Below are 23,739 nucleotides of genomic sequence, written 5' to 3' on the forward strand. Positions count from 1 at the left end.
ATTTTGCATTGGATGGGAAGGGCAGCTTTTTAATAAAAGACTTCGATTGGTGGGTGAACATGATTGGTCGTTGGCAATAAGTATCTTTTCCATAACTTTACAATTAATGGTGGGCAATAAATAATGGCACATCCACCTGCTGCATGAGCTTATCGGCCATGCTCGATCTGAACCAGCGCGATATCCGCCCGCGCTGGTAGGCCCCCAAAACAACCAGGCAGTCTTTACTACCACTGTTCAGATAGCTGATCAGTTCCTGTTCCGGGTCGCCATTAAGGAGCGTATAGCTTGCAGCAGGATAGTGGCATCTGATAAATTCTTTTACCGGGGCACCTTCTGGAGGCACATCGTCATCACCCGTGCCTGACACTGTAATCACTTCCGTGGCTTTACCACGCAACCAGGGCATCAGGTAGTTAAACATCTTGATCGCATGTACCGACGCCGGTTTACCATCATAAAGCAGTACCACCCGCTCGATTTCCCGGTAAACTCCCGGCACGAGCAATACGGGACATTGTGCCCCTTCCAGCAGTTCCTGTATGAAATTCGTTGGCGGGGTTTCGGCCTGGCGGCTGAGTGTTTCTGCGGCGCTGATCAGGAGCAGATCACTATATATACTTTCTTTCAGCACTTCCAGTATAGCCAGGTTTTGATCATGGTGCACATTAAAGTTAATATGCGCATTTTTACAGGCCTGCTCAAAAATACTGGCCGATCTTAACCGGGTCTCTTTGTCTTTTTGCAGCAGATGCTTCATTTTAACAGATGACAGCCCATGGCGCCCGATCAGATCCTCCAGCCGGTAGCTGTTATAGAGAAAGGATTCCAGAAAGACGCCGGACAATAACGCTTTGCTGCTTTCTGCGAGTTTAATGCCGTAGGCCAAGGCACTGTCCGAGAAATTTAATCCGTCAAATACTGCGCTTATTTTTTTCATGTCGTCGGCGATAGTTTAAATAATAGACTCCTAACCGGTTTGGTTAACGGTAAGGTACAAATATTTCATAAATCCCAGAAATGGCTAATGATGAGTGGCATAACTCTAAATGATCCGCATCACTTGCTGAAATAACGCCTGTCCACCATTATCATAACAAGCGTTTTTAAATCATGCAGATCGTTTCATCGCTAAAGCTCGACGGGATGACCAGGATCGGTAACTGTAAATGATGCAACGCGCTGAAGGTTTTACTGGTACCGAATACCCGGCTGAAAAAGTCATGATGATAATTGACCATCGCCAGAACATCCGTCTTTTTATCGGCGCAGAACCGGTTCAGGCTTTCCGGATCTCTTTACCGCGCAGATCATGACAATGTACATTTGTTTGCCCCAGGTTATCCAAAAATAACTCAAAAACCTTTTTCTGCTGCGCGTTCAACAATGCCTCTTCGCCGGCTGTTTGAATATGGACCACATCCAGCTTACCGCCGGTGTTGGCGACCCAGTTACTTAAATAACGTAAAGCACAGAGATCTTCCGAACGATAATCGGTCGCCAGTACAAGCTTTTGAATAGAATTGAACTGCTCGTTAGCCGGGACGACTAAAACGGGCCTGTCGCTGGCTTTAATGACCGCCCGGGTTTCACTACCAATCAGCAGATGCTCAACAACGCTGCCTTCCGGTGCGCCCATAACAATCAGTTCGATGGGCTCGTCGCGCAGTAATGCTTTAATATTACTGCCCGGGTCGCCTTCGCCGGTCCGGGTGTCGATCGCCGGACCATCTTGCCGGCCTGCCGTTAATTGGTCTTTGAGCTTTGTTAAATTTTCGCGGCTTTCTTCAGCGAATAGGTTTTCTGTTTCTGTTACAAATCCGCCACCGGCATAATTAGGCACGATAGGTATGGACTGAACCACATGGTAGAGCAGGATACCGGTATGTAGTTGCTGGGCCAGCTGCAGCGCATACCGGGCGGCATGCGCTGCAGTAGCACTAAAATCGGTTAAAACAAGAATCTTTTTCATGATGCTGTGAATTAATGCCATAAAAGTGGTCAATAACACAATACATAAGAATGATAGCCGTCAGGTATTTTGCTGATGTCGCGCATCCGGGGGTACGATATGGCCGTCCTTCATTTCGATCACGCGGTCCGCCTGCTCAGCAAAGTCAAGGTCATGCGTTACGGCCAGTACGGCGATATTTTTTCATGGGCCAGCCGGCTGAAGATATCGAACACCAGTTTGGTATTGCCGCTGTCCAGGTTACCCGTAGGCTCATCCGCCATGATGATCATCGGCTCATTGATCAATGCGCGGGCAATGGCCACCCGTTGCTGCTGCCCGCCGGAAAGCTTTCCTGATAGTTGACGCGCAAAGGACTCCATCTCCAGTTGCCGCAATTGCTGCAAGGCACGCTCTTCTATTTCCGCCTTACTCCACCGTCCCAGTTTGAGAGCGGGAAGCATCACATTTTCCAGCGCGGTAAATTCAGGCAGTAAAAAATGAAATTGAAAAACAAAGCCGATGTGCCGGTTCCGAAAGGCAGCCAGTTCGTTTTGTGAAAGCCCGGTGACCTGCTCACCGTTGATTGTAATCAAGCCGGTGTAATCCGTATCCAAAGTGCTGAGCAGGTAAAGCAGGGTCGATTTACCGCAGCCAGACTTACCGATGATCGGTACGAATTCGCCCCTGGTCAACCCGGAAAGAAATATCCTGCAGCACCCGGAATTCCTCGGGTTCGTGGAAATACTTGTTTAACTTCTCAGTAATCAGCGCTGCTTTCATCCTCTTAATATGGTTACGGGGTCAGTTTTCGCAGCCTTGATCGACGGCATCAGGCCGGCGGCAAGCGGCGTGAGCGCCCCGAATAATAATCCGAAAAAATAATGTGCCGGTTCAAAAGCGACCGGGAAATATTTCAGCGCTACATATTCGTTAGGCGGAAAAGGCACATTAGAGAGCGTATAAGCTAAAAGAAAGCCCAGCAGCATACCGCTTAGCGCACCCAACAGGCCGATAAACACCGCCTGGCTTAAAAAAATCTGCAGGATATCCCTGCCGGCAAATCCCTGTGCCTTTAAGATAGCGATGTCCTTCATCTTATTGTTAATGGTCATGCTCATGATGTTGTAGATGCCGAAGCCCGCAACGACCAGTAACGTCACGCTCACGACGTAGGTCAGCGTGTCTCTTACCGGGTTAGAGGTCTTTACGGAAGCATTGGCCGTTTCCCAGTCATCGGCCTTGTAGCCATATTTCTTAATAAATGCTGCAGCTGTCAAAGCGGCCCGTCCGTGGTCGTGTAACTTTACACTGATGTCGGTAATATAGCTTTTATCCTTGCCCAGCAGCTGCTGTCCGCTGGAAAGGCTTACGTAGCTACGCACGTTATCGATCGCGCTGATACCGATCCGGAACAGACCGACCAGCCGAAAACGCATCAGGTTGCCGTTCGGCGTCGCCAGGCTCACTGGTCGCCCGGTGTACGTTCAATTTTTCCGCCAGGCCGCTGCCCATCAAAATGCCCTTATCGGCAGATAACAGGTTCTCGGCTGCGCCGCTGATCATTTTGTCTTTTAGACCGAACATCTTCGCCTCGTCCATTATATTGACCCCATTGATATTGCCATTGATCTGCACAGGGCCGTAATTATAAAATACCAGTGTGCTGACCATTGGAGAAATCCCGGCTACCGCCCGGTTTTGCCGGAGCCCGGCCAATATGGCAGCGGCATTTTTGAGATTGAGCCTGACCTGCCGTGGTTTCGGATGGGCGACGCTGACCAATACCGGTTGTCCCTTGAAGTACTCTCCGGCGACCGAAAAACGATAGTCAGTGCTAATATCATTATATAGGTGTATATCAGGCGTAAAGGAAAGCATGGTGCTCTCCATGAACTGATTCACACCGACCATAAAGCTGATCATCAGGATGAACATGGCGATCCCGAAAGTGACACCCAGCATGGCCACCGGGGTTTGCTTTTTTCCGGCCATAAGGTGCCGTTTTGCTATGAGCAGGTTAACAGTCATACTGGTTACTGGCTTAACGGGTCAACAATCGCTGTTTTGGTGTCCGCACCGCCGGTGATCTCTACTTCGTCAGCGGTCCGGAGACCGGTTTTGACGGGTTTGGTAATGACCCTTCCATTTTCCCGCACACGGATGCTATCCCCGGGGAGCAGCATTGCCAGCGGGATGGTCAGACATTTCGTTTTTTTGGCGATGATAATATTCGCTTCCACGGAACTGTGGATATAAGCCGGGTCAGATCCGCCGGTGAACAGGGCGTCTACCCGGAAGGTCTGATCGGCTTCGTTCATAACCGGGTAAACCCGGCTGACTTTGGCCTGGTAGATCCGGTCGCCGCTGACATCCGTTTTTAACAGCACCGTTTGCCCGGTCCTGACCTGGCGAATGTCCTCCTGGTCGACCGAAAGTCGAATTAGCCGTGCGCCTGATCGTCCCAGCAACGCTACCGGTTCGTTCATTCTGACCGCTTCCCCCTGCTCTTTGAGCAATTGGTAAACAGTGCCGTTGCTTTCGGCCCGGATAAAATAGTTCTCGAGGTCGGCTTTGGACCCTACCGCCAGACTTTTCGCATTTTTCATGGCCAGTTGCAGGTCGTTGACGGCAGACCGGTACTTTTCCCGTGCCGATCTTTTTTGATTGTAAGAAATGTCAAACTGTGTCCGTGCATTATCCGGTTCACTTGTGTGCCTATATTTTGGGCCCATAAATTTTGATACCGCCTGTATAGCAGCGAATCATTAGTGAATTTGAGACCGGCGTTTTGTTCGGCTATCTTCAGGTCATTCAGCAGGCGGGAATTAACCGAAATGTTCTCTGTAGCATTCCGCAAAGCGCTGTTGGCCGCTTCCATTTTTGCCGCCGGCGAAGTATGCCGTAAAATATAGATTACCTGCCCTTTACGGACCTGGTCACCTTCCTGAACGAGCTTGCGGTCGACCGTGCCGGATATCAGTGTGCCGACAGTATATTCACTGTCTGCCATCACCTTGCCGGAAGCATAAACCGTTTGTACGATCGTCATGCGCCTCGGGTAGGTAATTTGCTGTTTTTTACAGGCTGCTAAGGAGATAAAACTCAGCAATAAGAATAACTTTTTATCATAGCTAACACCGGATAAGGATCATAAGACCATGCTGTAAAGATAGTATTAGCCGACGCGCCCATAGAATGACCAGGATCAGTATTTCCGCTGTTGTTGGTCAGTAAACCGCGGAGCAGGACCACCGATATTTGGATATGAATGAATCAGAAATCGCGCTGCCCAAAGAAGATCAAACCGTTCAGCTTTCTTTTTGGACACAGCTAACGGTGGATCCACTATAACCTTAATCCTTTTAGCAATGAACAGATTAACCCTACTCGAGGCATTGTTTGAACGTGCTGCTGACGGTCTCCTGATTACCGACAGGGAAGGGATCATTCTGTCGGCTAATCCGGCGTTTTGGATGCTGTTTGGCATCCCCCGGGCGACCACGCAGGTATCAACTTAGACCAACTACTGGATATCGGACAGCCACTTCACCAGTTACCGGCAAATAGTACCGCACAGGAAGTTACCGGCCGGAAAAAGACGGCAGCTTGTTCCCGCTACGATTGTCGCTGGCTGAAGTAATTGATCATGCTAAGGTCTGTTATGCCGGGCAGGTCCATGACCTGAGCCGGGAAAAAGCAATGCGAGCCTGCTGGCCCGGGAACAGCACCGGGGCCAGCTGAAAAGCAGGTTGGTGTCTATGGCTTCCCATGAGTTCCGTTCGCCACTCAGCCAGATCCAGCTTTCCGCCTCATTGGTCGAACGGTATTACCAGCGCCTCGACCAGGATAAGATCCTGTCCCACCTGCAAAAGATAAGAATGGCTGTTAATGATATGACCGACACTCTGAACGATTTCTTGTCCCCCGGAGCGTATTGAAGCGGGAACCTTTCAGCCGGAACTCAGATCATTCGACCTGATCAACTTCGGGGAGGAAGTGCGCGCCCAGATGCAACTGGTTGCCGGTGGACATGAATTGATTTATCAGCACAGCGGAAAAGAACATATCATTTGTTCTGACCGCAACCTGCTAAAGCATTGCGCGGTCAACCTGCTATCCAACGCTGTAAAATACTCCGCGGAGCCGGGCAGGATAGTACTTAGAACCGAGGTCGGTGCGGAAGGTTTTACGATTGTGGTCAGCGACCGGGGAATTGGTGTTCCGGCTGATGAACAACAAAAGCTGTTCGAGCCTTTTTTCAGAGCTTCTAACGCTTTAGAGATAGCAGGCACCGGTTTGGGCCTGCATATCATTAAAAATTACGTTCACCAGCTTGGTGGGGAGATCACCCTAAAAAGTCGTGAAAATAAGGGAACTACGTTTAGCTTGTCTTTCCCGCTGCGGTTACCTGAAACAGCAGCACCGGTACATCCGTTTGCATGATGAGCGCATCAAGCCCCAGTTCATCTTTAACCTTAACCCGGAATACATCCTGCGCCCCGGGCTCACCGTGTACCAGGAAAACACGCGGACGGCTCACCGCGAATTGCCGCAACCAGTTCAGCAGCTCGCGTTGATCAGCATGAGCAGACAAACCTTCGATCTCTTTAACAGCTGATTTGACCGGGTAATAATTGCCATGGATCTTCAATTCGCCCGCTTTGTTCTGCAGGGCTCGCCCGCGCGTGCCTTCCGCCGGAAGCCGATCAATAAGATCATGTTCCGGCTGTCCGGGAGGTAATGCTTCAGGTATTCCAATACGCGGCCTCCGGTCAGCATGCCGCTGGCCGCCAGAATGATCTTGCTGCCGCGCCTGCGAATGATCTTTTGGTTTGTTCATAATCTGAATTGATAGTCACCCCGCTGAACATGCGTTCGCATTCCTTTTCATCGATCTTAAACCACTGCGGATGATGCAGCAGCACCTTGCCCGCGGCAGCAGCCATCGGGCTGTCGGGTAAACCGGGATGGCCCGGGGATGGCATTTTGCTGCTTTAAACGATAGATCAGGTGCATAACTTCCTGGGCACGCCCCACGGCAAAGCAAGGGATCAGTATATTTCCTTTATTAAAGAGCGTATCATTAATAACCATAGCCATTTCCTGACCGGTATCGCTTGCCGAATGTAAGCGGTCGCCGTAGGTCGTTTCCATCACCACGAAATCAGCGTCTTGTAAAGACTCCGGGGCAGGCAACAGTTCAGAATGTTCGCGGCCGATATCTCCCGAGAAGAGTACTTTTTTACCATAACAGTCAAATTTAACAGAGCAGGCTCCCGGGATATGACCTACCGGATATAACTTGAAGCTCAATTGTTCCTGAAGGCTAATATTAGTTTCCGTAGCACAGACCTTAAATAACGGCAGCGCGGCTTCCACATCGGCAACCGTATAAAGCGGTTGCGCAGGATGATGCTTACTAAAACCATGCCTGTTGGCGCGCGCGGCATCTTCCTCCTGCAGCTTCGCACAATCCCTCAGGATGATCTCTGCCAGGTCACGCGTTGGCCCGCTCATATAGATGTGACCGTGGTAACCATTTTTGACAAAAAGCGGGATATAGCCGCAATGATCTAAATGGGCATGGGTAAGCACTATTGCGCCAACGCTTGCCGGGTTTACCGAGGGCTTAGCCCAGTTATGCTCCCTCAGGGCTTTGATGCCCTGAAAAAGTCCGCAGTCGACCATGACCGTTATCGACGGTGTGATCAACAAGTGCTTAGAGCCGGTCACTGTGCCGGCTGCCCCCAGCGATTGGAGATAAATTGCCGGCAGGCTGCTGTTTTGCTTCTTTTCCATGAAGACGAATATCGTGCTCCAATACTACAGGAAAATTGACGCGGGTCACCCTTTCACGTGATGGTTGGCATTAACGTTATTGTGCCTTGATCTGCCGGTTATCCATATGACGGATGCCAAATTTTTGCTGCAATTGGGCCACTCGCGCCAACCATTCTGCCGGCGGTGGGCCTGCTGGTGCTGGCGGATAGTCTAACTCTGTTGCGGGCTGGCTCAATTCAAGAAACATCGCCTCCAACCCCGCCGGTACAAGATGAATGAGTACCACGGCGGTTGGACTCAATACTTTAAAAGTATGATGAACGCCTATCGGGAGGTGCAGGAACTCGCCTGCCTTGAGCAAATACGGTTTGCCATCGGCAATGAATTCGATTTCGCCTTCCAGAAGCTGGAAGGACTCATCCTCATAGGTGTGCACATGCGCAGGCGGCTCCATGCCCTGACGCAGGTTTGCTTCTATCAGGCTGAACCGGCCCCCGGTATCGGCGGCGGTGGCTAAAAACACCCAGTAACCGCCCATGTAATAGCGGGTTCGTTCCAGTCTGTTTTTTAATTGGTATACGGTTGATGATGCTTGCATAACGTAAAGTTACCCTATCCTATTTTGCGATATGTTGACCTGGATCAACAAATTAATTTCGCAGCAGCCTGGCTTTGATACGGCTGAGCGTCTCGGTCCGCACGCTTAGGTAGTTGGCGATATAGTGCTGAGGCACACGGAGCAGGAGCGACGGCCTGGCTTCCATCAACTCGCGGTAAAGCACTTCGGGCGGCTCACTTTTTAAGCGGTTCGCCTCTTCCAATAACCGGGCATGATCAGTTGGGTATTTCTTTAAAAAATACTGCTGATACCATGGGAACATTGCCATGGCGCGGTCAACATTCTCAATGGTAATGCCTAATATCTGGCAAGGCTCAAGTGCCTGCAGGTAAACATTGGTGGGCTTTCGGCTGCGCATGCTGCCTAACTGTCCGGCCCAGTTGCCCTCTTCATTAAATAAAATAATCTGTTCGCGACCGGACTCATCTAATATAAATTGCCGCAAACAACCCTTAACTATAAACGGGCTGTATCGCGGCACCTCGCCTGCCCGGTAAAAATAGCCACCTTTTTGAAGCGTGAGTGGTACCAGCAGCTTTAAAAACTCCTCAAAATCTGTGTCGGGGACAGTGACGTAGGAACGCAGGTGACTAAGAAAAATACTGGTATCCATGATACAAAGTGCAAACGGAACTAAATTAGCAAGCATTTTATTATAAAGCAACAGCTGACATTCAAGGGATATCATGTAACTGCCTAAGATCAATTATAATCCTGACCTTCATCATGGCTTATACCAGGCCCGATCCCGATCTTCGAAAATAAAAGGAGCCATGAATTTACTTAAAAACAAGGTCGCCCCGGTTACGGGCGCAGGGTCCGGCATCGGGAAAGCCATTGCCGAGTGTTTTGCCAGAGAAGGCGCGAAACTGATGCTGGCCGATCTTCATCAGGAAAATATGGAAGCGGTAGCAAGAGCCATCACTGACAAGGGAGGGCAGGCCAGTTGCATGGCCGTCGATATTTCGAAGTCCGCTGATGTCGAACTCTGGTAGAACAAACGCTACATGTTTATGGAACGCTGGATATCCTGGTTAACAATGCCGGGATCATGGATAATTTTACGCCGGCAGCCGGGGTCAGCGATGAACTATGGAGCAAAGTCATCGGAATCAACCTTAACGGCCCGTTCTTCACGTGTCGCAGCGCATTAAAAGTGTTCCTGCAGAAAGGAAGCGGTCGCATCATCAATATTGCCTCAATTGGCGGTCTTTACGGCGGCCGCGCCGGGGCAGCTTACACCACCTCCAAACATGGCCTGATTGGCCTTACCCGCAACATTGGCTACCAGTACGCCGGAAAAGGGATCAAATGCAACGCGATTGCCCCGGGCGGGGTTGCAACCAATATCCTGCAGGGCATGGAGCCGGAACCTTTCGGGCTGGAGCGCATGACTGCCGGGACGGGCAACCTGCCGGATAGCGCGCAGCCGGATGCGATCGCCGAACTGGCGCTATACCTCGCCTCGGAACCTTCCGGATTCATCAATGGCGCCGTCATGGTCGCTGATGGTGGGTGGACAGCCTACTGACCAATCATTAACCTCATAAAATTGAGCAATATGGAACGATATATCAAAAAATTCAGAGAGACCAGCCTGCGCGATATTGCCGAGGTTGGCGGTAAAAATGCATCGATCGGTGAAATGTTCGCCCGGTTGGAACCTAAGGGCATTGCGGTACCTGATGGCTTTGCGGTCACCGCCGCGGGCTACCGGCACTTTCTTAGCAGTAACCATTTGGAGCAGCCCCTGGCCGGCTGATGGCGGAACTTGACCGGAAAGAATTTACCAACCTTGCAGCGATCGGGCAAAAGGCACGCACCCTGATTCTTGATGCCCAAATGCCCAATGACCTGCAAATGGCTATATCCGATGAATATGATTACGTGTTCGACTTCCGCGAGCAGGCCGTCGCTGTGCGCAGCAGCGCCACCGCCGAGGACCTGCCCAACGCCAGCTTTGCCGGCCAGCATGAGTCGTATCTGAACATCACCGGGCATGGTGCAATCGTGTCCGCAGTCAAGCAATGTTTTGCCTCTCTCTATACGGACCGGGCGATCAAGTACCGCGAAGACAAAGGGTTTGCGCATGATAAGGTATATCTATCAGTAGGTATACAGGAAATGATCAGGGCCGACTGGGTTGCTCGGGTGTCGGCTTCACACTGGAACCCGAAAGCGGCTTCAGGGAAGTTATTCAAATTTCAGGGGTATGGGGACTGGGAGAAAACATGGTACAGGGCACCGTCGTTCCGGACGAGTTCCTGATCTTTAAACCAACATTGCGTGCGCAAAAGGACGCGATCATCCAAAAGACATTAGGCAGCAAAAGCCAAATGCTCGTCTACCCCCGTGAAGAGAACGAAACCAATACCACGGTAAATCAGGATACGCCACGGGAGTTACGGGAAAAGTTTGTGCTGGAAGATCCGGATATTTTGAAGCTGGGATCACGGGCCTTACTCATCGAAACACATTATCAAAAGCCTATGGATTTTGAATGGGCGAAGGATGGGCACAGCGGTGAGCTCTACCTGATACAGGCACGGCCGGAGACAGTTCACAGCCTCGATAAAAAATTACAGGTCAAAACCTGCCGGATCGTGGAGCGGGGGAATTGATCACCAGCGGGGCCGCGGTAGGCCATCAGATCACCAGCGGGGTTGCCCGCCTGTTGAACTCCCCTGCCGATATCGGCAAGCTCCGCGCGGGTGATATTGTTATTGCGGATACCACAAGCCCTGACTGGGACCCGGTGCTGAAGAAAGTAGCCGGCATCGTCACTAATAAAGGCGGGCGCACCAGCCACGCGGCAATCATTGCCCGGGAACTGGGCGCGGTCGCTATCGTAGGCACGGAAAACGCTACCGCTCGTATCGAGGATGGTGAGGTGATCACACTCAGCTGTGCGGAAGGAAAAACCGGGAACGTATACCGCGGCAAGCTAAACTGGACAGAGATAGCAACCGATGTGGCGTCGGTCCGGCTGCCCCAAAAGCCATTAGCACAGCTTATTGTCGGCGATCCCGAACAGGCGTTCGAATTGTCGTTTTTTCCCAATCATGGGGTAGGCTTGATGAGACTGGAATTTATCATTGCCCGCAAAGTGCAGGTCCACCCGATGGCGCTGGTGCATTTTGACCAGGTAACGGACGAAGGGGACCGGATCAGGATACAAAACCTGACCAACCGCTACGCAACTAAAGCGGACTTTTTTGTGGACCAGCTCGCGCAGGGCGTAGCCACAATCGCCGCTGCATTTTACCCGAAAGAGGTGATCGTACGGATGAGCGATTTCAAAACCAATGAATACGCCGGCCTGTTGGGCGGCAAATATTTTGAACCGGATGAAGAGAACCCGATGATCGGTTTCCGGGGCGCCTCGGTATGACCATGAACGTTACCGGGCAGGTTTCCGGTTGGAATGCGCCGCTATGAAAAGGGTGCGCGAAGATATGGGCCTGACCAATGTGAAGCTGATGATCCCCTTTTGCAGGACCGTTGCTGAAGGCAAACGGGTTATTGAGCTGATGGCCAAAAACGGGTTGAAACAAGGTAAAAATGGCACGGAGATCGGTGATGGCCGAAATCCCCAGCAATGTACTATTGGCCGAGGAGTTCGCCCGGTTATTTGACGGTTTCTCCATAGGATCTAATGACCTGACCCAATTGACCCTCGGGATCGATCGCGACTGCGCGCTCATTGCCGACGAGTTTGACGAACAGGATGCCGCCAGTTTGCAGCTTATCCGGCTGATGATCGAAAAGGCGAACCGCCTGCATAAGCACGTCGGCCTTTGCGGGCAGGCCGCCAGTGATTCGGAGGCCTTTGCCCGGGTGCTGGTGGAAGCCGGCATCGATAGCATCGCCTTTAATCCCGACGCCCTGCTGAACGGGATAGACAATATTAACCGTGTTTTAGCCGATCAGAAACTATGTCAGCCTCGGGTTTAAAAAATGGGAAGCCAGACATCAGGCATTGGTGGCTGCTTCCGGTAAGCGGGGTGGTATTGATTGCGATGGGCAGTTGGATATTTACAGAACAATTATCGGCCTACCTTTCGATCTCTCTGCTGTTCGCCGTAGGGATCACGGGGACAGGTTTTATAGAGCTGATGTTCGTCATATCCACCAGGAGGGCATCCGGTGTAGTTCGCTGGGCCTTGCTTGGTGCTTTCGTCGATCTCTTCATTGGCATTTATCTTTGGTTTTACCCGCTCATTTCCCTGATCATTGTCCCGGTCATACTGGGCTCTTGGCTCATGTTGCGCGGGGTACTGGCCATCGCCAGTGCCGGCACCTGCGTGACCACGGCCGGGAAGACCGGGCCACGGCTATCGATCTGTGGTTTGCTGGTGCTGGTTACCGGCATCGTTCTGCTGACTAATATGATCTGGGGTAATGAAGATATCATTTTACACACGGGAGTCGGCTTCGTTATCGCGGGCCTATTCCGTGTATATCTGGGTTTCCGCTTACGGAACTTTAAAACACCTGCTCATGGGCAATGAAATGGGTTCGTCTCGACCCAGCTGATCAGTCAGCTTAGTTTAGCCCGATCATGGATTCGGAGCGGCCTTCGCCTTTTTGCCTGGTCTTTGAAAAACCCCTTAAAAAGAAAGTTGTGTTTTAAAGCCTCCATGTTTTGATTGAATCCGTCGGTGCCCTGCTCAATATTATTCAGGCTCTTCCGGATATGCTTAGCGGCAACAGAATCCCGGAGTAATAAATGCAATGATCCCTTTCCGGCAATGAGCTCCTCATTGATCTGACTCACCAGGCCGTTCAGGTCGCTGGTTAGTTTTTGGGCATTCGCAGTCGACTGGCGGATATTCGCCAGAGACACGCGCAGGTCGACAGCGAGGGCCGTATCGGCCAACAGGGTACCGCTAAACCTTTCCCTCCCTTCATCTCATCTACAACTTTGTTCAGGTTGCCGGCCGGGTAATTGGCACGGGCAGCGGTACGGTCTATGTTTTTAAGCGCCGATCTAAGGCGGATGCCGATAGCCGGGTCATCCAGCAAGGCCATCAATTTACTTTGGTTGATCCGCAGTACAGATACCTTCAGCGCTTCTGAAATACCAGCGATATTCTGGTTAGTGCGGGATAAGGTTTGCAGCATCTCATCGGTGTTGACCACCTGTCGGGCGGCAAGCTGGTCCCCGTCATTGACTGGTGGGAAATTACCGTTCGCCGGCATGATATTCACGATCTTATTACCCATCAGGCCCTCGGTGCCAATGGAGGCGACGGACCGCTGGTGGATATGCGCCCTCACCGCCTTATCGATCAGCAGCGTCACTTCTATAGTGGTGTCGTTGACAAGTTTGATCGAGCTGACCGTTCCCGCACGGATACCCGCATAGAGCACGTTGTTCCCTTCCATCAGGCCGTTGAGGTTCGTAAAACGCGCGCGCAGTTTAAATTTCGTACCGAAAAGATGCTTGTTCTTACCGATGAAATAAAAGGACAGGATCAGGACAAATAAGCCTGCCGGGATAAATCCCCTAATTTCAAATTATTAATGCCTTGTTTGCTCATGATAACTATTCGAAAAATTGTTTGACTTGCGGATCGGCGGAGTTTTCCAGATCGCTGTAGGTGCCCTCGGTATACACCCGGCCATCCAGCAGCAGGGCCACATGATCTGCGGTATTTTTTACACAATGCATATCATGCGTAATGATGATCGATGCCGTATGGTATTTATGTTGCAACTCGACGATCAGCCGGTCGATCTCGCGCGCGGTGACCGGGTCCAGGCCGGTGGTTGGCTCATCGTATAAAATGATGTCCGGTTGAAGAATCATCGTCCGGGCGGGGCTACGCGCTTAAGCATGCCGCCCGAAAGCTCCACCGGCATCATATTGACGGTGTGCGGCAGGCCCACATTCTCCAGTGCTTCCATGACCAGCCGGTCCACTTCTGCCTGCGTTTGTTGTAAACGGTGGCGTCTGAGCGGAAATTCGAGGTTCTCCCGGACGGTCATCGAATCATAAAGCGCGTTCCCCGGAAAGAAAGCCTATCCGCACCCGGATCTCGTCGAGCTCTTCCTCTCCCAGACCGGGAATATCTTTACCAAAGACCAGGATACGGCCGCTTTCCGGCCTTAACAAGCCGATGATACATTTGATCAGCACCGATTTACCCGAGCCTGACTTGCCCAGCACCACGACGTTTTCGTTAGCATGAACGGTGAGGTTAAAATCCTGCAGGACCTTATTCGCACCAAAACTTTTGTACAGGTGCTCGACAACAATGACAGGTTCGCGGGGTTCCATAGCTTTAATTTAAACCCAACAGGTCCGTTAACTGAACGGCCAGCAGGTCGATAATAAAAATGACCACAGAAGCAAGTACCACCGCAGAGTTAGCGGAGTTTCCCACGCCCCGGGTACCTTTACTGGAAAAATAACCTTTATAGCAGCCGATGACGCCAACGGCAAAACCGAAAAAGAAGGTTTTAACTACCGCGGGCAGTATATCCCCGAAACTCAAACTGGCGAACACCTGGTCAAAGAAAAGCCGGAAGCTGGTTACCGAGCGGATATTGACGCCAATATAGGCACCGGTTAAAGAGATTGCATCCCCCAGTAGGGTAAGCACCGGTAGCATCAGCGTGCAGGCCAATACCCGGGTGGCCACCAAATATTTGAATGGGTTCGTCCCGCTTACCTCCATGGCGTCGATCTGCTCGGTCACCTTCATTGAGCCCAGCTCGGCGCCGATGCTGCTGGCGATTTTGCCGGCGAAGATCAGCGCGGTGATTACCGGGCCGATCTCGCGGACGATGGCGATTCCCACCATGACCGGCAACTGCGACTGCACCCCGTATTCCACCAGGCTGGGCCGCAGCTGCATGGTTAATACCAGCCCCATAATAAAGCCGGTAAGGCCAACCAGCGGCAGGGATTCGTAGCCTATCATATAGCATTGAGCCAAAAATTCGCGAAATTCATACCGCGGTTTTAGCCCGGAAGAAAAGAAGCGCCCGGTAAAGCGCCCGATCAGCCCGGTTTGTTCCGGGAACGATTCAATATTTTTACTAAGTGCCATATACTATGCTTTTGGTCATAAAATTAGCGGAGTAGCGCGGCCCATCCCATGACGCCCGGCATCCCGATAAGTGATCGGCATCAGGTACTGGCGAAGCGTTTGAAGCAGGCCCGGTCCAACGTTTCCCGGGTGATCTGGATGGCGGGGCGATCATCAGTTTGCCGTCTTCGGCCATCGATCGACAGTACCTTTTTTCGAAATAACGCCGGGATCTGGCTCAGAAAGATCGGCACATGATCCCGTGTTCATTATTCGCGACATCGCGCGTGTACCAATTGACCGGCTTCTGCCGCGGTCATACAAGCGATAGCCTTCATGGTTACATCCATTCCGCGGCAAAACGGTTAAACTCCTGCCGAAGTGTTTTAAATAGCTGCTCTTCCTGCTCATAGTCAGCACCGATCTGGTCAGCTGCATCAACGGTAGCCTGCTGGATAAAGTTTTCGGAATGCTGTAACTCGGCCGCAACTTCGTCCAGATTCACGTGAATGCGGTGTTTCAGCTGATCGATCTGGTCACGGTGAATGATCAGTTGATTCTGAAAATGCTCTACCCGTTCTGAGACCTCGTGCCCGGTATTGTCTGCAGCGATCTCTTCAAGTCTTTCCTGTAAGAAGCGGAGTTCTATTTCATAAAATTCCAGCCCGCGCAGACATCCCCGGTGCGCGAACGTCAAATGTTTGATATTTGTCTTTTTCATCCTGCAAGTTTAGTACCGAGGTCGGCGGCAAAAAATGACCGCCCGCACTTTGTCCGCTGACACTGGTCATTGAGCTAGGCCGAAATTTGCCGGTCTTTTATAATAAAAACCAAAAGACGAAACCGGTCAACAATATAGCGCAGGCAGGGTCATGATCTATTTTTTCCGAAGCTATCCGCTATCTGTATAACGAAACAATTCGGTTTTGGCGACCCGGTAATTTAAAATGTCTAATAAATATCCTCGTGGATATGCTGCCCGTTTTTAACGGTGACGGAGGATTCATGCGAAAACGAACGCCCCTCAAATTCCCAGTTAAGCACGACCTGGTAGGTCCCGTCCCCGTCAACTTGCAGTGTGATATTAAAGTCATGCTCGTCCGCGCTGTCAAAATATATAGCCCGGCACCGGGCATGCTTATAGCCGGTTTTGCGCAAGATAACTTTGCCCTGAAAAGGGTGGTCGAAATTGTAGCGTAAAGCGATCATGTTGTAAGATTCTACCTAAAGGTACAGGGAGCACCATTGCGGAAAAATGATTTCCGGCACTAAATGTCCTGATGCGACAGGATCGGTCTAATAGAGCTAAAGTGTTCGGCCGGGAAGGGCGCAGTATTTTAGTTTTGTTCGAAACGGCCTGTTACTTCTTCCAGCCGTATCCGGTAAACCACCAGTTCTACAGTGTTACCCACATCGCTATCCTTCTCCGTGATGCCATGTGAAGGATGACCCTCGGGGCTTGTTATCAACGGCATAATCCGGTGAATGATGCCCTGCATGGCCTGTTGTTTTTCATCGATATCGGTAATCTCCTCATATACTCCTTTAGCTATCACGCTTTTCCATTGGAATACATTGATGATATCATCGATCTCAAAGCAGACATGCGGATTCTCCCGCATCATCCGGATCTTTTTCCCTTCACCGGAATGCGCGTAAATACAACCATCCCGGTAAACATAATTAATTGGGACAAGGTAGATCTCCCCCTTTGACTGGCAGGCGATCCTGCCCACCACCTGCTCTTTCAGCAAGTGGTCGATCTCTGTTTCGTTCAATTTTCCTAACATGGCTGTACGCGTTTTGATACCAAAAATACGATTATTCTCTGAGCAGGATGATGACTAAAAACTACTGGCCGGGTGATCTTGATCACTTTAGCTCACCGTATCTTAAGTTTTCATAAAGAGGCCACGGTAGCTATCTCGCTGCGTCATAAGTCCTGAGGGTACTATGGAATTTGGGATATAAAAAAGCGCTTAGAACAATTATCTAAGCGCTTTTACGAAGCTTTGAGGGCTTCTTAGCGGAATGGACGGGACTCGAACCATTCTTTTATATGTTTGAATATCAATTATTTATAATCTCAAAAACCAATAAAGCCACCTTAAAGGTCACCGTATAATTTGAGTAATTATGAGTTGTTTTAAAGAACTAATACAATGCTAATTTAAAAATTACTCTGCAAAAATGCAATGAGTTTACAGAATATAAACAACTGTGTTTCAAAATCCCCTTCTATTTATAAAAATAGATGCCCCGGCAAACCTAAGCGTTGTTTTCGTTTGTGAAAATGCTTTGCGTTTAAATTTGAGCAGATCAATATCCAGAGTGTACAGCTTGTCCTTTGCATTACAAAATTCCCGTAAATAACATTATGGTAGAAAATGCTGTTTTATACCTTAAAAATATTAATTTATAAAGTATATTCGATAGTTAATATTTCTCCGACCGATGCCTATCAGCGATGCCTGTATTTATTTTATCATTTCCATTTTGGGACTGGCATACCCGGTTTCCTTACCCGCTATCACACGCTTGGATGAGAAGTATAAAAGCATTTTAATTGTCCAACGATTTAGGAGGTCAAGAGAGTTTTTGTTTTTTCAGGGCATGCTGATCGCCGCCATTGTTACTGTCGCTGTTCAGGTGGTTTGGATCATCAACTGGAAGCCGGTTCCACCAGAGAAAATGCTGTTTTATTATCATGATTGGGCAGAAATTTTGCTGGCGATTGTTACGGCGTTTCTGATAATCGCCTTTTTCCTCTTTACCCGGCGTATCATCCAATTTTATATTCCTTCATCACTAGTTTCTGGCTGAGAAAAAAGAAGGACGACCAGGATTTTTCGATTTTCAAAGCGCTAACGCGCTTGCTGTTTTTCGGTATTGAAATTCAGGACGAGCAATTAGTGGCCACATTGAGAGCACATTTTAGCCAGTTATTTCAAGAATTCCGCCGAAATGCTGATGGTAAACCTGTACAGTACCCGGTTGCATATTATGAAATGGTTTATGATACGATTTATAATAGCAGTAAAACTGACTATTGGAAAGTGGGCAACGTTGGTTTTGCAGCGGCAAGTGGGCGCTGGCTCATCGGTGGTCACGAGTACACGCACATAGATGACCTGACCTATGCGGCTTTGGAATAACCTCCAGTTAATGTTGCGGGTTGACCGCGAAGACTTTGTCGAGGAATTTTGGCATAATTCGCATGAACTGATCCGGTTTGGTTTGGAACGCATTCCATGGCAGTATGACCAAGAAAATCCACTCATCATCAGCAATCAAGCAGAGATTGATCAGAGAGAATTAGAACTGGAAAAATTCTTCGAGTTTCATACTGCCTAGGCGCGATGCTGCTGTATGAAAAACGCTATCGTTTGCTTAAACGATTATTAAACCATACCACCAGCATCCCGGTACGGTATGAATTGTTGCCGATGACGATGGGCATGGTGCTCAACTTATTTTTTCGCTTTTGGCGCAATGACGGGTTATTTTATTTCAACCGTTTTCAATTCCCCGGGCAGGATGGTATACAGGGAGAGTTTCTAAGCCGCGAATACATAGCCAAGTACACTGCATTACTATTCATCCGCCAATACTTTTTGGTTTCGCAAACCTACGGATATGACCCCGTTTCGATTCCCCGGGGCCCCACCACTCAAGAGGAAAGGACGACCCGGATTCGCCAGCTACCTTATTTCAAAAAACTGGTGGAAGAAATTCAGCAAGAAACCGAACTATTGAAAGCAGTTGACTACGAGCCAATTACTGATGCGTGGGCAGAACACCATCATAAAACAAAACCTTCGGATATACTTGAAAAATTGTTGAACAATATTCAGGCGGCTTATAACGTCACCGAAATGGAGCAACAAGCAGAACAAGAAAAGAAAGCCCAATTTAAAGCTACATCGGCGCAAATCATTGGTGCTCGCATCGATAGTTATAGCAACATTCAAAACGCGCTCCCGATCACGGAAAAATATGAATCCAATAAATTGCGCGGAGGCTATATGCTCTATCAAAAAGCAGCGTTTGCAGCGGATCAGGGTGTTACCTATTTGAATTATGACTCCTTTTTCGCCGGGGAGATCGCCAGTAATTTCACTTGGCGTATTACGGAATTATTCCGAAGTAAGGTGCTCAAATCCTTATTACTTCGTGCACCCGAATTTTTCCAGGCGATTGATAAAATGCGCTTGAATGCTGAGCAACATATATTGTTGAATTTTGGGGTTTCAATTGAAATGGTCAATTTACGTTATCAAATTGACCGGCTTCAAAACGACAATTACAAAGGCATCCCGATCATTTCGGTAGAATTTGTCAATTATTCCGTCATGGAAAGTGGCTTCATCGTGATGCGTAAAGCTGACTTGCCTTCATTTGATTTCTCAGCACCGCCGGATGAAGAAATCGAACGATTTGCTTTAGACCCGATCAGCGTACGTCACCAGCTTTATGGTGCTGTGATCGACCTAAATGAACATCCGGCGCTCAAAGGGCTATTTCCAAATGAGAAGCCCGAAGTACTCGACACTTCAGTGATATTGGCATTGGAATTCAATATTGATGTTCGCTGGAAACTGAAAACAAAAATGATACGCCTGGCTATGTATTCTGATTTCTATCAGCAGGGTGATGTCAATGAACTTTCAGAGATTAAACGATTTTAAACCATGTTTGGACGCTATCTTCCGGGGTTACGGAAAACTATTGATTTGCTGCACGAGGCGGAAAAAAAACCGCTGAAAAGCGGTGCGTTGTGGCTGTCTATTCAGGAACGGCTGATCGTGCAGATCACGGATACCGAAAATCGTATCCGTAAGGCAAGGGCGGGAATCAAACGCATTAAACACGAGCTAACGAATAAACATTCCAAGGAAATCGCCACCGCACTCAAAAAAGAAATCGAATACCAGAATGATCAGATTGACCTGAGTGAACGTTTGTTATTCGTTTACCGGTCCATTGGTGACGCCATGGCCTATACCTTTATTAGCCGGCATGATATCAAACCGCTTTCGGAAAAGCAACATGCAGGTTTTATAAGCAACAAAAAAGGTAACCGGTTCGAACGACAGGTACTGCGACTGGCTTTCAATCGCGGAGCTATAGCCATCCTCAATGACCTGACTAATTACCTGCGTTACTTTGATATCACCATCATCAAAGATCATAACGTTTGGCTCCCGCTGGAACTTAAATCCGGGAAAAAAAAGACGGAAACGCGCGCGTAAAACGGCAGATAGCTGCAGGCAAGACTTTGATGGATTATTTAATCGATGACGAGCCGATGGCAGTTCCTGTCCCCGGGATAGATGGACAGCGCATCCGGTTGACTCAAACTTCGAAGACTAAACATTACATCGATCAACTTAATGAATATATCGCTATAGGCAGGGAAACAGGCTCTCACTTTGGACAACCTGAAAAGGGATTAGTTTATTGGGCCGGATTTCGGTTTGAGCCGCCGGACGAAATATTAAAGAGCTTTAGTTCCGCACCTTATATGTTCTCGCTTAACGAACACAAATTTACAGAGACAGCCTGCTTACCGTTTGTTAAAATATTCCAGCGCACAGAGGACTATTTGGCATTTCTGCAAGGTGATTTTGTGGTGATGATGTTGCTGGATACTGAACCTATGAGAAAGTACGCGTTCAAACGAGGTTATGAAATGTTACCGTCAGATCAACCCAACTTTGCCTTTCTTTTTCAACCACACGACCCGGACAAGCCAGCCTTTCAGATTTCAGTGCCCATGTTCTTACGCATTTTCTTGGAATGCTATTCGCCCCATTGGTTTATCAAAGAAAATATGGACTTCGCGCACCAGGCTACACTACCGGGGCAACTCGACGTTTTCAAAGATAAACTGGAATCAAAATACAGCTAAAATCGGTACTTTAATATTATTATTTATTTATGGAATTTGCTTACGACGTCCGCTTTCTTGATACGCATTATAATGCGCTTGTACATTTCATGTCGACCTTCATTGTATCCAATTACAATGATGCCCAAAAATTTGTTGAGGAATTCAACGCAGCATTGATCAGAAGAGGTGCGACCCTTTACAACTCTCCTCACTATCGTATTGATAACAACGAAGATCTGAAGAAAAACACTTATGGAATGATCGATTTTATGAATAAAAGGGCCACCGCCACGATCACGGTCGAACAATTTTTCATGCAAGCGCCTAATCAAGATCTCTCATTAAGTGAAAATATGACTGATAAATATTTCGCTGGAGAAGACTCAAGCGCGTTAATCGGGGAGAAATTTAGGGTTCCTGTACGAGTTCTTGATAACGAAACCAGAGAGCCGATCACAACGGACCAATATTTCTTTTCAATAGAACATTTGATTCCTCGAAATAAATAGTTTGATCAAACGGGATGCCGTTTATATTGTATCGAGTTAATGGCGCAAGTTCAGCAAGTCTTTTTGCTGACTACAATTTCTTTACACTGACAATTATAAAATGAATTTATTATTTCGTGTTTTGTCTCGATTATCGGCTGGTAAAGGTAGTACGGTCGAGCCTGTTATTAGGTTCAATGATGATTGGAAAAAGCTAAATGTCGAGGATAAAGTCAAAAAACAAATCATTACGCGAACAAGCTGGGAAAATCAATCAGCGACTTACTCTGAGGAGTATTATTATGGTAAAATCATTTTGATCGATGATGGTTACGCTGTGGTTAAGTATAAACATTTAGTAACCCTTGAACGCGAAATGCTAAAAGATCTTTTATGGGTTTCCGAGCTTGAATGGAAAAAGTTCGAACCTAGATTGGCATACAAGAAATGTATGATCCAGTTTTAAGTGGTCAAATAAATTCAGTTTGGTGATTAAAGGACAATAGCGCTAGGTGTAATGCGGTTTGCCGGAACTTTGATCACTACGATGCCGCGAGGTTCAGGGTCTTTTACGGTAGAAACTATCTCCAACTTAATATTACTTTCAAATGAGCCTATCCCGTTAGGTTTTGGCAACAAGTCCAGTACCAACAAAATGCCGACTTTCGCGGATGTATTTTGATATTCCTTAGCCTGACCTAGATACTTTTCCTTCAGCGCGTCGAAAGAGGTGTCTTTAAATTCCCTTTTAACTTCAGTACAAAAATTAAACGAAAGATACTCAAAGTAGACGTCAGCACGGCCACCAGCGACATCCATTTCTTCCACCTTTATTTTTCCTCTCAACATAACAGGTTGCATGTACTCGAAATAGTCAGCTTGGAGCACATCCTCTTTTGGAAAGGACTCGGCTTGAAATAAATATTTTGCTTTAGAATGATTGGCCCCTGTGTTATCCATGCGAAGTTCCAAAAACCTAAGCGAATAAAATAGTATCGTATTGAATGCCTTGTTTATCTCTGGATAACTATAAGTGCTAACAGCCTTTAATCCATTAGTCAAATCGTTGAATTGCTTTTTCAAAATCAATGAAACGTCAGTGGTTTGATCTGCCGTGTAAGCCACAACAAACTTGTCAAATTCTGTTAAAGCATGAGCAGGGAGTTGAGCCAGTGAGGGCACAGCATCCGCTAAAGATCCAGATACCGCCCCCTCACCATTTCCCGTTTGCCACGATGATTTGTAAATTTCAATATCAGCTTGCAACTGTTGAGCAATGACAGCCACTTCTTTATCCTTATTAAGATAAAGCCATTGCTCTAACAAAAAAACCTTTTCCGGCTGTTCTATGAACTTTGCCTGAATGATAGGCACGGTTAATAATTCAAAGCCGCCGGTTGCAACCTTTTTAAATATAGTTCGGCTGCAATCATATATTTTGAGCAAGTAATTTTCTATAACAACGACTGGCTCAAGCCATGCAGGTGCTGTAAAGTGATTGAGTAATGTGGTTAGATAATCCGCCATCTCATACCAATAAAATATTTCGGTATTGCGCATCTGAATCTGTTGACTATAACATAAAGCTGGTGACGTACGCTGATCGGGTATAAAGCAAATCGTTCGATTTCTTCATCCGATATGGTGCTGAAATCAAACTTTTGAAGTGCAAAGTCGCCGCTTTAAACATCACGATGAAGCCACTTTCCATGACGGAATAATTGACAAATTCTACCGAAATGATCGGGATGCCTTTGTAATTGTCGTTTTGAAGCCGGTCAATTTGATAACGTAAATTGACCATTTCATTGAAACCCCAAAATTCAACAATATATGTTGCTCAGCATTCAAGCGCATTTTATCAATCGCCTGGAAAAATTCGGGTGCACAGTAATAAGGATTTGAGCACCTTACTTCGGAATAATTCCGTAATACGCCAAGTGAAATTACTGGCGATCTCCCGGCGA

39 protein-coding genes and 3 pseudogenes are annotated in these 23,739 nt (G+C 48.3%); 18 read left to right on the plus strand and 24 right to left on the minus strand.

Features of this window, described 5'->3' with window-relative positions; genetic code table 11:
• Positions 1-103: 103 nt before the first annotated feature.
• The 8 genes from HK413_RS03090 to HK413_RS16410 form a co-directional block, all read right to left on the minus strand.
• On the minus strand, positions 104-940 hold the full coding sequence (locus HK413_RS03090; RefSeq protein WP_175269096.1) for a universal stress protein: 837 nt from the start codon (positions 938-940) through the stop codon (positions 104-106).
• A gap of 339 nt (positions 941-1,279) precedes the next feature.
• Complete coding sequence (locus HK413_RS03095; protein WP_175269097.1) at positions 1,280-1,972, minus strand: universal stress protein; 693 nt, start codon at positions 1,970-1,972, stop codon at positions 1,280-1,282.
• A gap of 158 nt (positions 1,973-2,130) precedes the next feature.
• Positions 2,131-2,646 (minus strand): ABC transporter ATP-binding protein, encoded by a 516-nt coding sequence (locus HK413_RS03100; RefSeq protein WP_246229620.1) that lies wholly within the window; start codon positions 2,644-2,646, stop codon positions 2,131-2,133.
• Positions 2,612-2,734, minus strand: a complete 123-nt coding sequence (locus HK413_RS19175; RefSeq protein WP_262886757.1) for a hypothetical protein — start codon at positions 2,732-2,734, stop codon at positions 2,612-2,614. Before HK413_RS19175 ends, HK413_RS03100 begins: the two co-directional genes overlap by 35 nt.
• Positions 2,731-3,420: an ABC transporter permease gene (locus tag HK413_RS14585; protein ID WP_217452003.1), complete on the minus strand. Its 690-nt coding sequence runs from the start codon at positions 3,418-3,420 to the stop codon at positions 2,731-2,733. Before HK413_RS14585 ends, HK413_RS19175 begins: the two co-directional genes overlap by 4 nt.
• Positions 3,338-3,982: an ABC transporter permease gene (locus HK413_RS14590; RefSeq protein ID WP_217452004.1), complete on the minus strand. Its 645-nt coding sequence runs from the start codon at positions 3,980-3,982 to the stop codon at positions 3,338-3,340. The genes HK413_RS14585 and HK413_RS14590 overlap by 83 nt, the downstream gene beginning before the upstream one ends.
• A gap of 5 nt (positions 3,983-3,987) precedes the next feature.
• On the minus strand, positions 3,988-4,629 hold the full coding sequence (locus HK413_RS03110; protein WP_317169242.1) for an efflux RND transporter periplasmic adaptor subunit: 642 nt from the start codon (positions 4,627-4,629) through the stop codon (positions 3,988-3,990).
• Positions 4,557-5,003: an efflux RND transporter periplasmic adaptor subunit gene (locus tag HK413_RS16410; protein ID WP_246229621.1), complete on the minus strand. Its 447-nt coding sequence runs from the start codon at positions 5,001-5,003 to the stop codon at positions 4,557-4,559. The genes HK413_RS03110 and HK413_RS16410 overlap by 73 nt, the downstream gene beginning before the upstream one ends.
• Positions 5,004-5,322: 319 nt before the next feature.
• Between HK413_RS16410 and HK413_RS03115 the strand changes: the two genes are divergently transcribed.
• The 3 genes from HK413_RS03115 (at position 5,323) to HK413_RS03125 (ending at position 6,397) form a co-directional block, all read left to right on the plus strand.
• Positions 5,323-5,472, plus strand: coding sequence for a PAS domain-containing protein (locus HK413_RS03115; protein ID WP_175269099.1), 150 nt, complete (start codon positions 5,323-5,325; stop codon positions 5,470-5,472).
• Positions 5,473-5,706: 234 nt separating this feature from the next.
• Complete coding sequence (locus tag HK413_RS21910; RefSeq protein WP_394353120.1) at positions 5,707-5,892, plus strand: histidine kinase dimerization/phospho-acceptor domain-containing protein; 186 nt, start codon at positions 5,707-5,709, stop codon at positions 5,890-5,892.
• Between the two features lie 70 nt (positions 5,893-5,962).
• Complete coding sequence (locus tag HK413_RS03125) at positions 5,963-6,397, plus strand: sensor histidine kinase (RefSeq protein ID WP_175269101.1); 435 nt, start codon at positions 5,963-5,965, stop codon at positions 6,395-6,397.
• Here the strand turns inward: HK413_RS03125 and HK413_RS22565 are convergent.
• The 4 genes from HK413_RS22565 to HK413_RS03140 all read right to left on the minus strand — a co-directional run bounded on the left by HK413_RS22565 (position 6,336) and on the right by HK413_RS03140 (position 8,967).
• Positions 6,336-6,794: an MBL fold metallo-hydrolase RNA specificity domain-containing protein gene (locus HK413_RS22565; protein WP_246229623.1), complete on the minus strand. Its 459-nt coding sequence runs from the start codon at positions 6,792-6,794 to the stop codon at positions 6,336-6,338. The two genes, HK413_RS03125 and HK413_RS22565, sit on opposite strands and share 62 nt — an antisense overlap.
• A gap of 56 nt (positions 6,795-6,850) precedes the next feature.
• Positions 6,851-7,753 (minus strand): MBL fold metallo-hydrolase, encoded by a 903-nt coding sequence (locus HK413_RS14605; RefSeq protein ID WP_217452007.1) that lies wholly within the window; start codon positions 7,751-7,753, stop codon positions 6,851-6,853.
• A gap of 76 nt (positions 7,754-7,829) precedes the next feature.
• Complete coding sequence (locus tag HK413_RS03135) at positions 7,830-8,333, minus strand: cupin domain-containing protein (RefSeq protein WP_175269102.1); 504 nt, start codon at positions 8,331-8,333, stop codon at positions 7,830-7,832.
• 52 nt (positions 8,334-8,385) lie between these two features.
• Entirely contained in the window at positions 8,386-8,967 is a 582-nt protein-coding gene (locus tag HK413_RS03140) for a Crp/Fnr family transcriptional regulator (protein WP_217452008.1), read from the minus strand.
• A 160-nt stretch (positions 8,968-9,127) separates the two neighbouring features.
• Here HK413_RS03140 and HK413_RS03145 point away from each other — a divergent pair.
• The 7 genes and pseudogenes from HK413_RS03145 (at position 9,128) to HK413_RS03155 (ending at position 12,865) form a co-directional block, all read left to right on the plus strand.
• A pseudogene (locus HK413_RS03145) lies at positions 9,128-9,885 on the plus strand (SDR family oxidoreductase).
• A gap of 30 nt (positions 9,886-9,915) precedes the next feature.
• On the plus strand, positions 9,916-10,116 hold the full coding sequence (locus HK413_RS19180; protein ID WP_262886759.1) for a PEP/pyruvate-binding domain-containing protein: 201 nt from the start codon (positions 9,916-9,918) through the stop codon (positions 10,114-10,116).
• Positions 10,116-10,975, plus strand: a pseudogene (locus HK413_RS16420) (PEP/pyruvate-binding domain-containing protein). The gene HK413_RS19180 and the pseudogene HK413_RS16420 overlap by 1 nt, the downstream one beginning before the upstream one ends.
• Entirely contained in the window at positions 10,972-11,745 is a 774-nt protein-coding gene (locus tag HK413_RS14630; RefSeq protein ID WP_217452013.1) for a PEP-utilizing enzyme, read from the plus strand. The pseudogene HK413_RS16420 and the gene HK413_RS14630 overlap by 4 nt, the downstream one beginning before the upstream one ends.
• 43 nt (positions 11,746-11,788) lie before the next feature.
• Complete coding sequence (locus tag HK413_RS14635; RefSeq protein ID WP_217452014.1) at positions 11,789-11,989, plus strand: hypothetical protein; 201 nt, start codon at positions 11,789-11,791, stop codon at positions 11,987-11,989.
• Entirely contained in the window at positions 11,961-12,308 is a 348-nt protein-coding gene (locus HK413_RS14640; RefSeq protein WP_217452015.1) for a putative PEP-binding protein, read from the plus strand. The genes HK413_RS14635 and HK413_RS14640 overlap by 29 nt, the downstream gene beginning before the upstream one ends.
• On the plus strand, positions 12,290-12,865 hold the full coding sequence (locus tag HK413_RS03155) for an HdeD family acid-resistance protein (protein WP_175269104.1): 576 nt from the start codon (positions 12,290-12,292) through the stop codon (positions 12,863-12,865). The genes HK413_RS14640 and HK413_RS03155 overlap by 19 nt, the downstream gene beginning before the upstream one ends.
• A 29-nt stretch (positions 12,866-12,894) precedes the next feature.
• Here the strand turns inward: HK413_RS03155 and HK413_RS16425 are convergent, their stop codons facing one another.
• The 11 genes and pseudogenes from HK413_RS16425 to HK413_RS03190 form a co-directional block, all read right to left on the minus strand.
• Positions 12,895-13,200, minus strand: a complete 306-nt coding sequence (locus HK413_RS16425; protein WP_246229624.1) for a hypothetical protein — start codon at positions 13,198-13,200, stop codon at positions 12,895-12,897.
• Positions 13,152-13,478: a hypothetical protein gene (locus tag HK413_RS16430; RefSeq protein ID WP_246229639.1), complete on the minus strand. Its 327-nt coding sequence runs from the start codon at positions 13,476-13,478 to the stop codon at positions 13,152-13,154. Before HK413_RS16430 ends, HK413_RS16425 begins: the two co-directional genes overlap by 49 nt.
• Positions 13,479-13,610: 132 nt before the next feature.
• A pseudogene (locus HK413_RS16435) lies at positions 13,611-13,742 on the minus strand (MlaD family protein); the annotation flags it as partial.
• Between the two features lie 160 nt (positions 13,743-13,902).
• Complete coding sequence (locus HK413_RS20615; RefSeq protein WP_317169238.1) at positions 13,903-14,166, minus strand: ATP-binding cassette domain-containing protein; 264 nt, start codon at positions 14,164-14,166, stop codon at positions 13,903-13,905.
• Positions 14,163-14,345, minus strand: coding sequence for an ATP-binding cassette domain-containing protein (locus tag HK413_RS20620; RefSeq protein WP_317169239.1), 183 nt, complete (start codon positions 14,343-14,345; stop codon positions 14,163-14,165). Before HK413_RS20620 ends, HK413_RS20615 begins: the two co-directional genes overlap by 4 nt.
• Positions 14,346-14,349: 4 nt before the next feature.
• Positions 14,350-14,637 (minus strand): ATP-binding cassette domain-containing protein, encoded by a 288-nt coding sequence (locus HK413_RS20625; RefSeq protein ID WP_317169240.1) that lies wholly within the window; start codon positions 14,635-14,637, stop codon positions 14,350-14,352.
• A gap of 4 nt (positions 14,638-14,641) precedes the next feature.
• Positions 14,642-15,412 (minus strand): MlaE family ABC transporter permease, encoded by a 771-nt coding sequence (locus HK413_RS03170; protein ID WP_175269105.1) that lies wholly within the window; start codon positions 15,410-15,412, stop codon positions 14,642-14,644.
• Entirely contained in the window at positions 15,402-15,587 is a 186-nt protein-coding gene (locus HK413_RS03175; protein ID WP_175269106.1) for a hypothetical protein, read from the minus strand. Before HK413_RS03175 ends, HK413_RS03170 begins: the two co-directional genes overlap by 11 nt.
• A gap of 144 nt (positions 15,588-15,731) precedes the next feature.
• The gene (locus HK413_RS03180; RefSeq protein WP_175269107.1) at positions 15,732-16,112 is read right to left on the minus strand and encodes a hypothetical protein; all 381 of its coding nucleotides are present in this window, start codon (positions 16,110-16,112) and stop codon (positions 15,732-15,734) included.
• Between the two features lie 230 nt (positions 16,113-16,342).
• Positions 16,343-16,600, minus strand: coding sequence for a hypothetical protein (locus tag HK413_RS03185; protein WP_175269108.1), 258 nt, complete (start codon positions 16,598-16,600; stop codon positions 16,343-16,345).
• A gap of 128 nt (positions 16,601-16,728) precedes the next feature.
• The gene (locus HK413_RS03190; RefSeq protein WP_175269109.1) at positions 16,729-17,181 is read right to left on the minus strand and encodes a pyridoxamine 5'-phosphate oxidase family protein; all 453 of its coding nucleotides are present in this window, start codon (positions 17,179-17,181) and stop codon (positions 16,729-16,731) included.
• 664 nt (positions 17,182-17,845) lie between these two features.
• On the opposite strand from HK413_RS03190, the gene HK413_RS03195 reads away from it, so the two are divergent.
• The 8 genes from HK413_RS03195 to HK413_RS03230 all read left to right on the plus strand — a co-directional run bounded on the left by HK413_RS03195 (position 17,846) and on the right by HK413_RS03230 (position 22,238).
• A complete protein-coding gene (locus HK413_RS03195) occupies positions 17,846-18,214 on the plus strand; it encodes a hypothetical protein (RefSeq protein WP_175269110.1) in 369 nt (122 codons plus the stop codon).
• Positions 18,215-18,264: 50 nt separating this feature from the next.
• Positions 18,265-18,546 carry a hypothetical protein gene (locus HK413_RS03200; protein ID WP_175269111.1) on the plus strand — a complete coding sequence of 94 codons (282 nt, stop codon included), beginning with the start codon at positions 18,265-18,267 and terminating at the stop codon, positions 18,544-18,546.
• Between the two features lie 10 nt (positions 18,547-18,556).
• Complete coding sequence (locus HK413_RS03205) at positions 18,557-18,745, plus strand: hypothetical protein (protein WP_175269112.1); 189 nt, start codon at positions 18,557-18,559, stop codon at positions 18,743-18,745.
• A 5-nt stretch (positions 18,746-18,750) separates the two neighbouring features.
• Positions 18,751-20,079 carry a hypothetical protein gene (locus HK413_RS03210; protein WP_175269113.1) on the plus strand — a complete coding sequence of 443 codons (1,329 nt, stop codon included), beginning with the start codon at positions 18,751-18,753 and terminating at the stop codon, positions 20,077-20,079.
• A 3-nt stretch (positions 20,080-20,082) separates the two neighbouring features.
• Positions 20,083-20,643 (plus strand): hypothetical protein, encoded by a 561-nt coding sequence (locus tag HK413_RS03215; protein ID WP_175269114.1) that lies wholly within the window; start codon positions 20,083-20,085, stop codon positions 20,641-20,643.
• A gap of 29 nt (positions 20,644-20,672) precedes the next feature.
• A complete protein-coding gene (locus tag HK413_RS03220; RefSeq protein WP_175269115.1) occupies positions 20,673-21,302 on the plus strand; it encodes a hypothetical protein in 630 nt (209 codons plus the stop codon).
• Positions 21,303-21,331: 29 nt separating this feature from the next.
• Entirely contained in the window at positions 21,332-21,793 is a 462-nt protein-coding gene (locus HK413_RS03225; RefSeq protein ID WP_175269116.1) for a hypothetical protein, read from the plus strand.
• Between the two features lie 100 nt (positions 21,794-21,893).
• Positions 21,894-22,238 (plus strand): hypothetical protein, encoded by a 345-nt coding sequence (locus HK413_RS03230; RefSeq protein WP_175269117.1) that lies wholly within the window; start codon positions 21,894-21,896, stop codon positions 22,236-22,238.
• 26 nt (positions 22,239-22,264) lie between these two features.
• On the opposite strand, the gene HK413_RS03235 is transcribed toward HK413_RS03230, so the two are convergent.
• On the minus strand, positions 22,265-23,332 hold the full coding sequence (locus HK413_RS03235) for a hypothetical protein (RefSeq protein WP_175269118.1): 1,068 nt from the start codon (positions 23,330-23,332) through the stop codon (positions 22,265-22,267).
• Positions 23,333-23,739: the final 407 nt, after the last annotated feature.

Source organism: Mucilaginibacter humi (assembly GCF_013087555.1).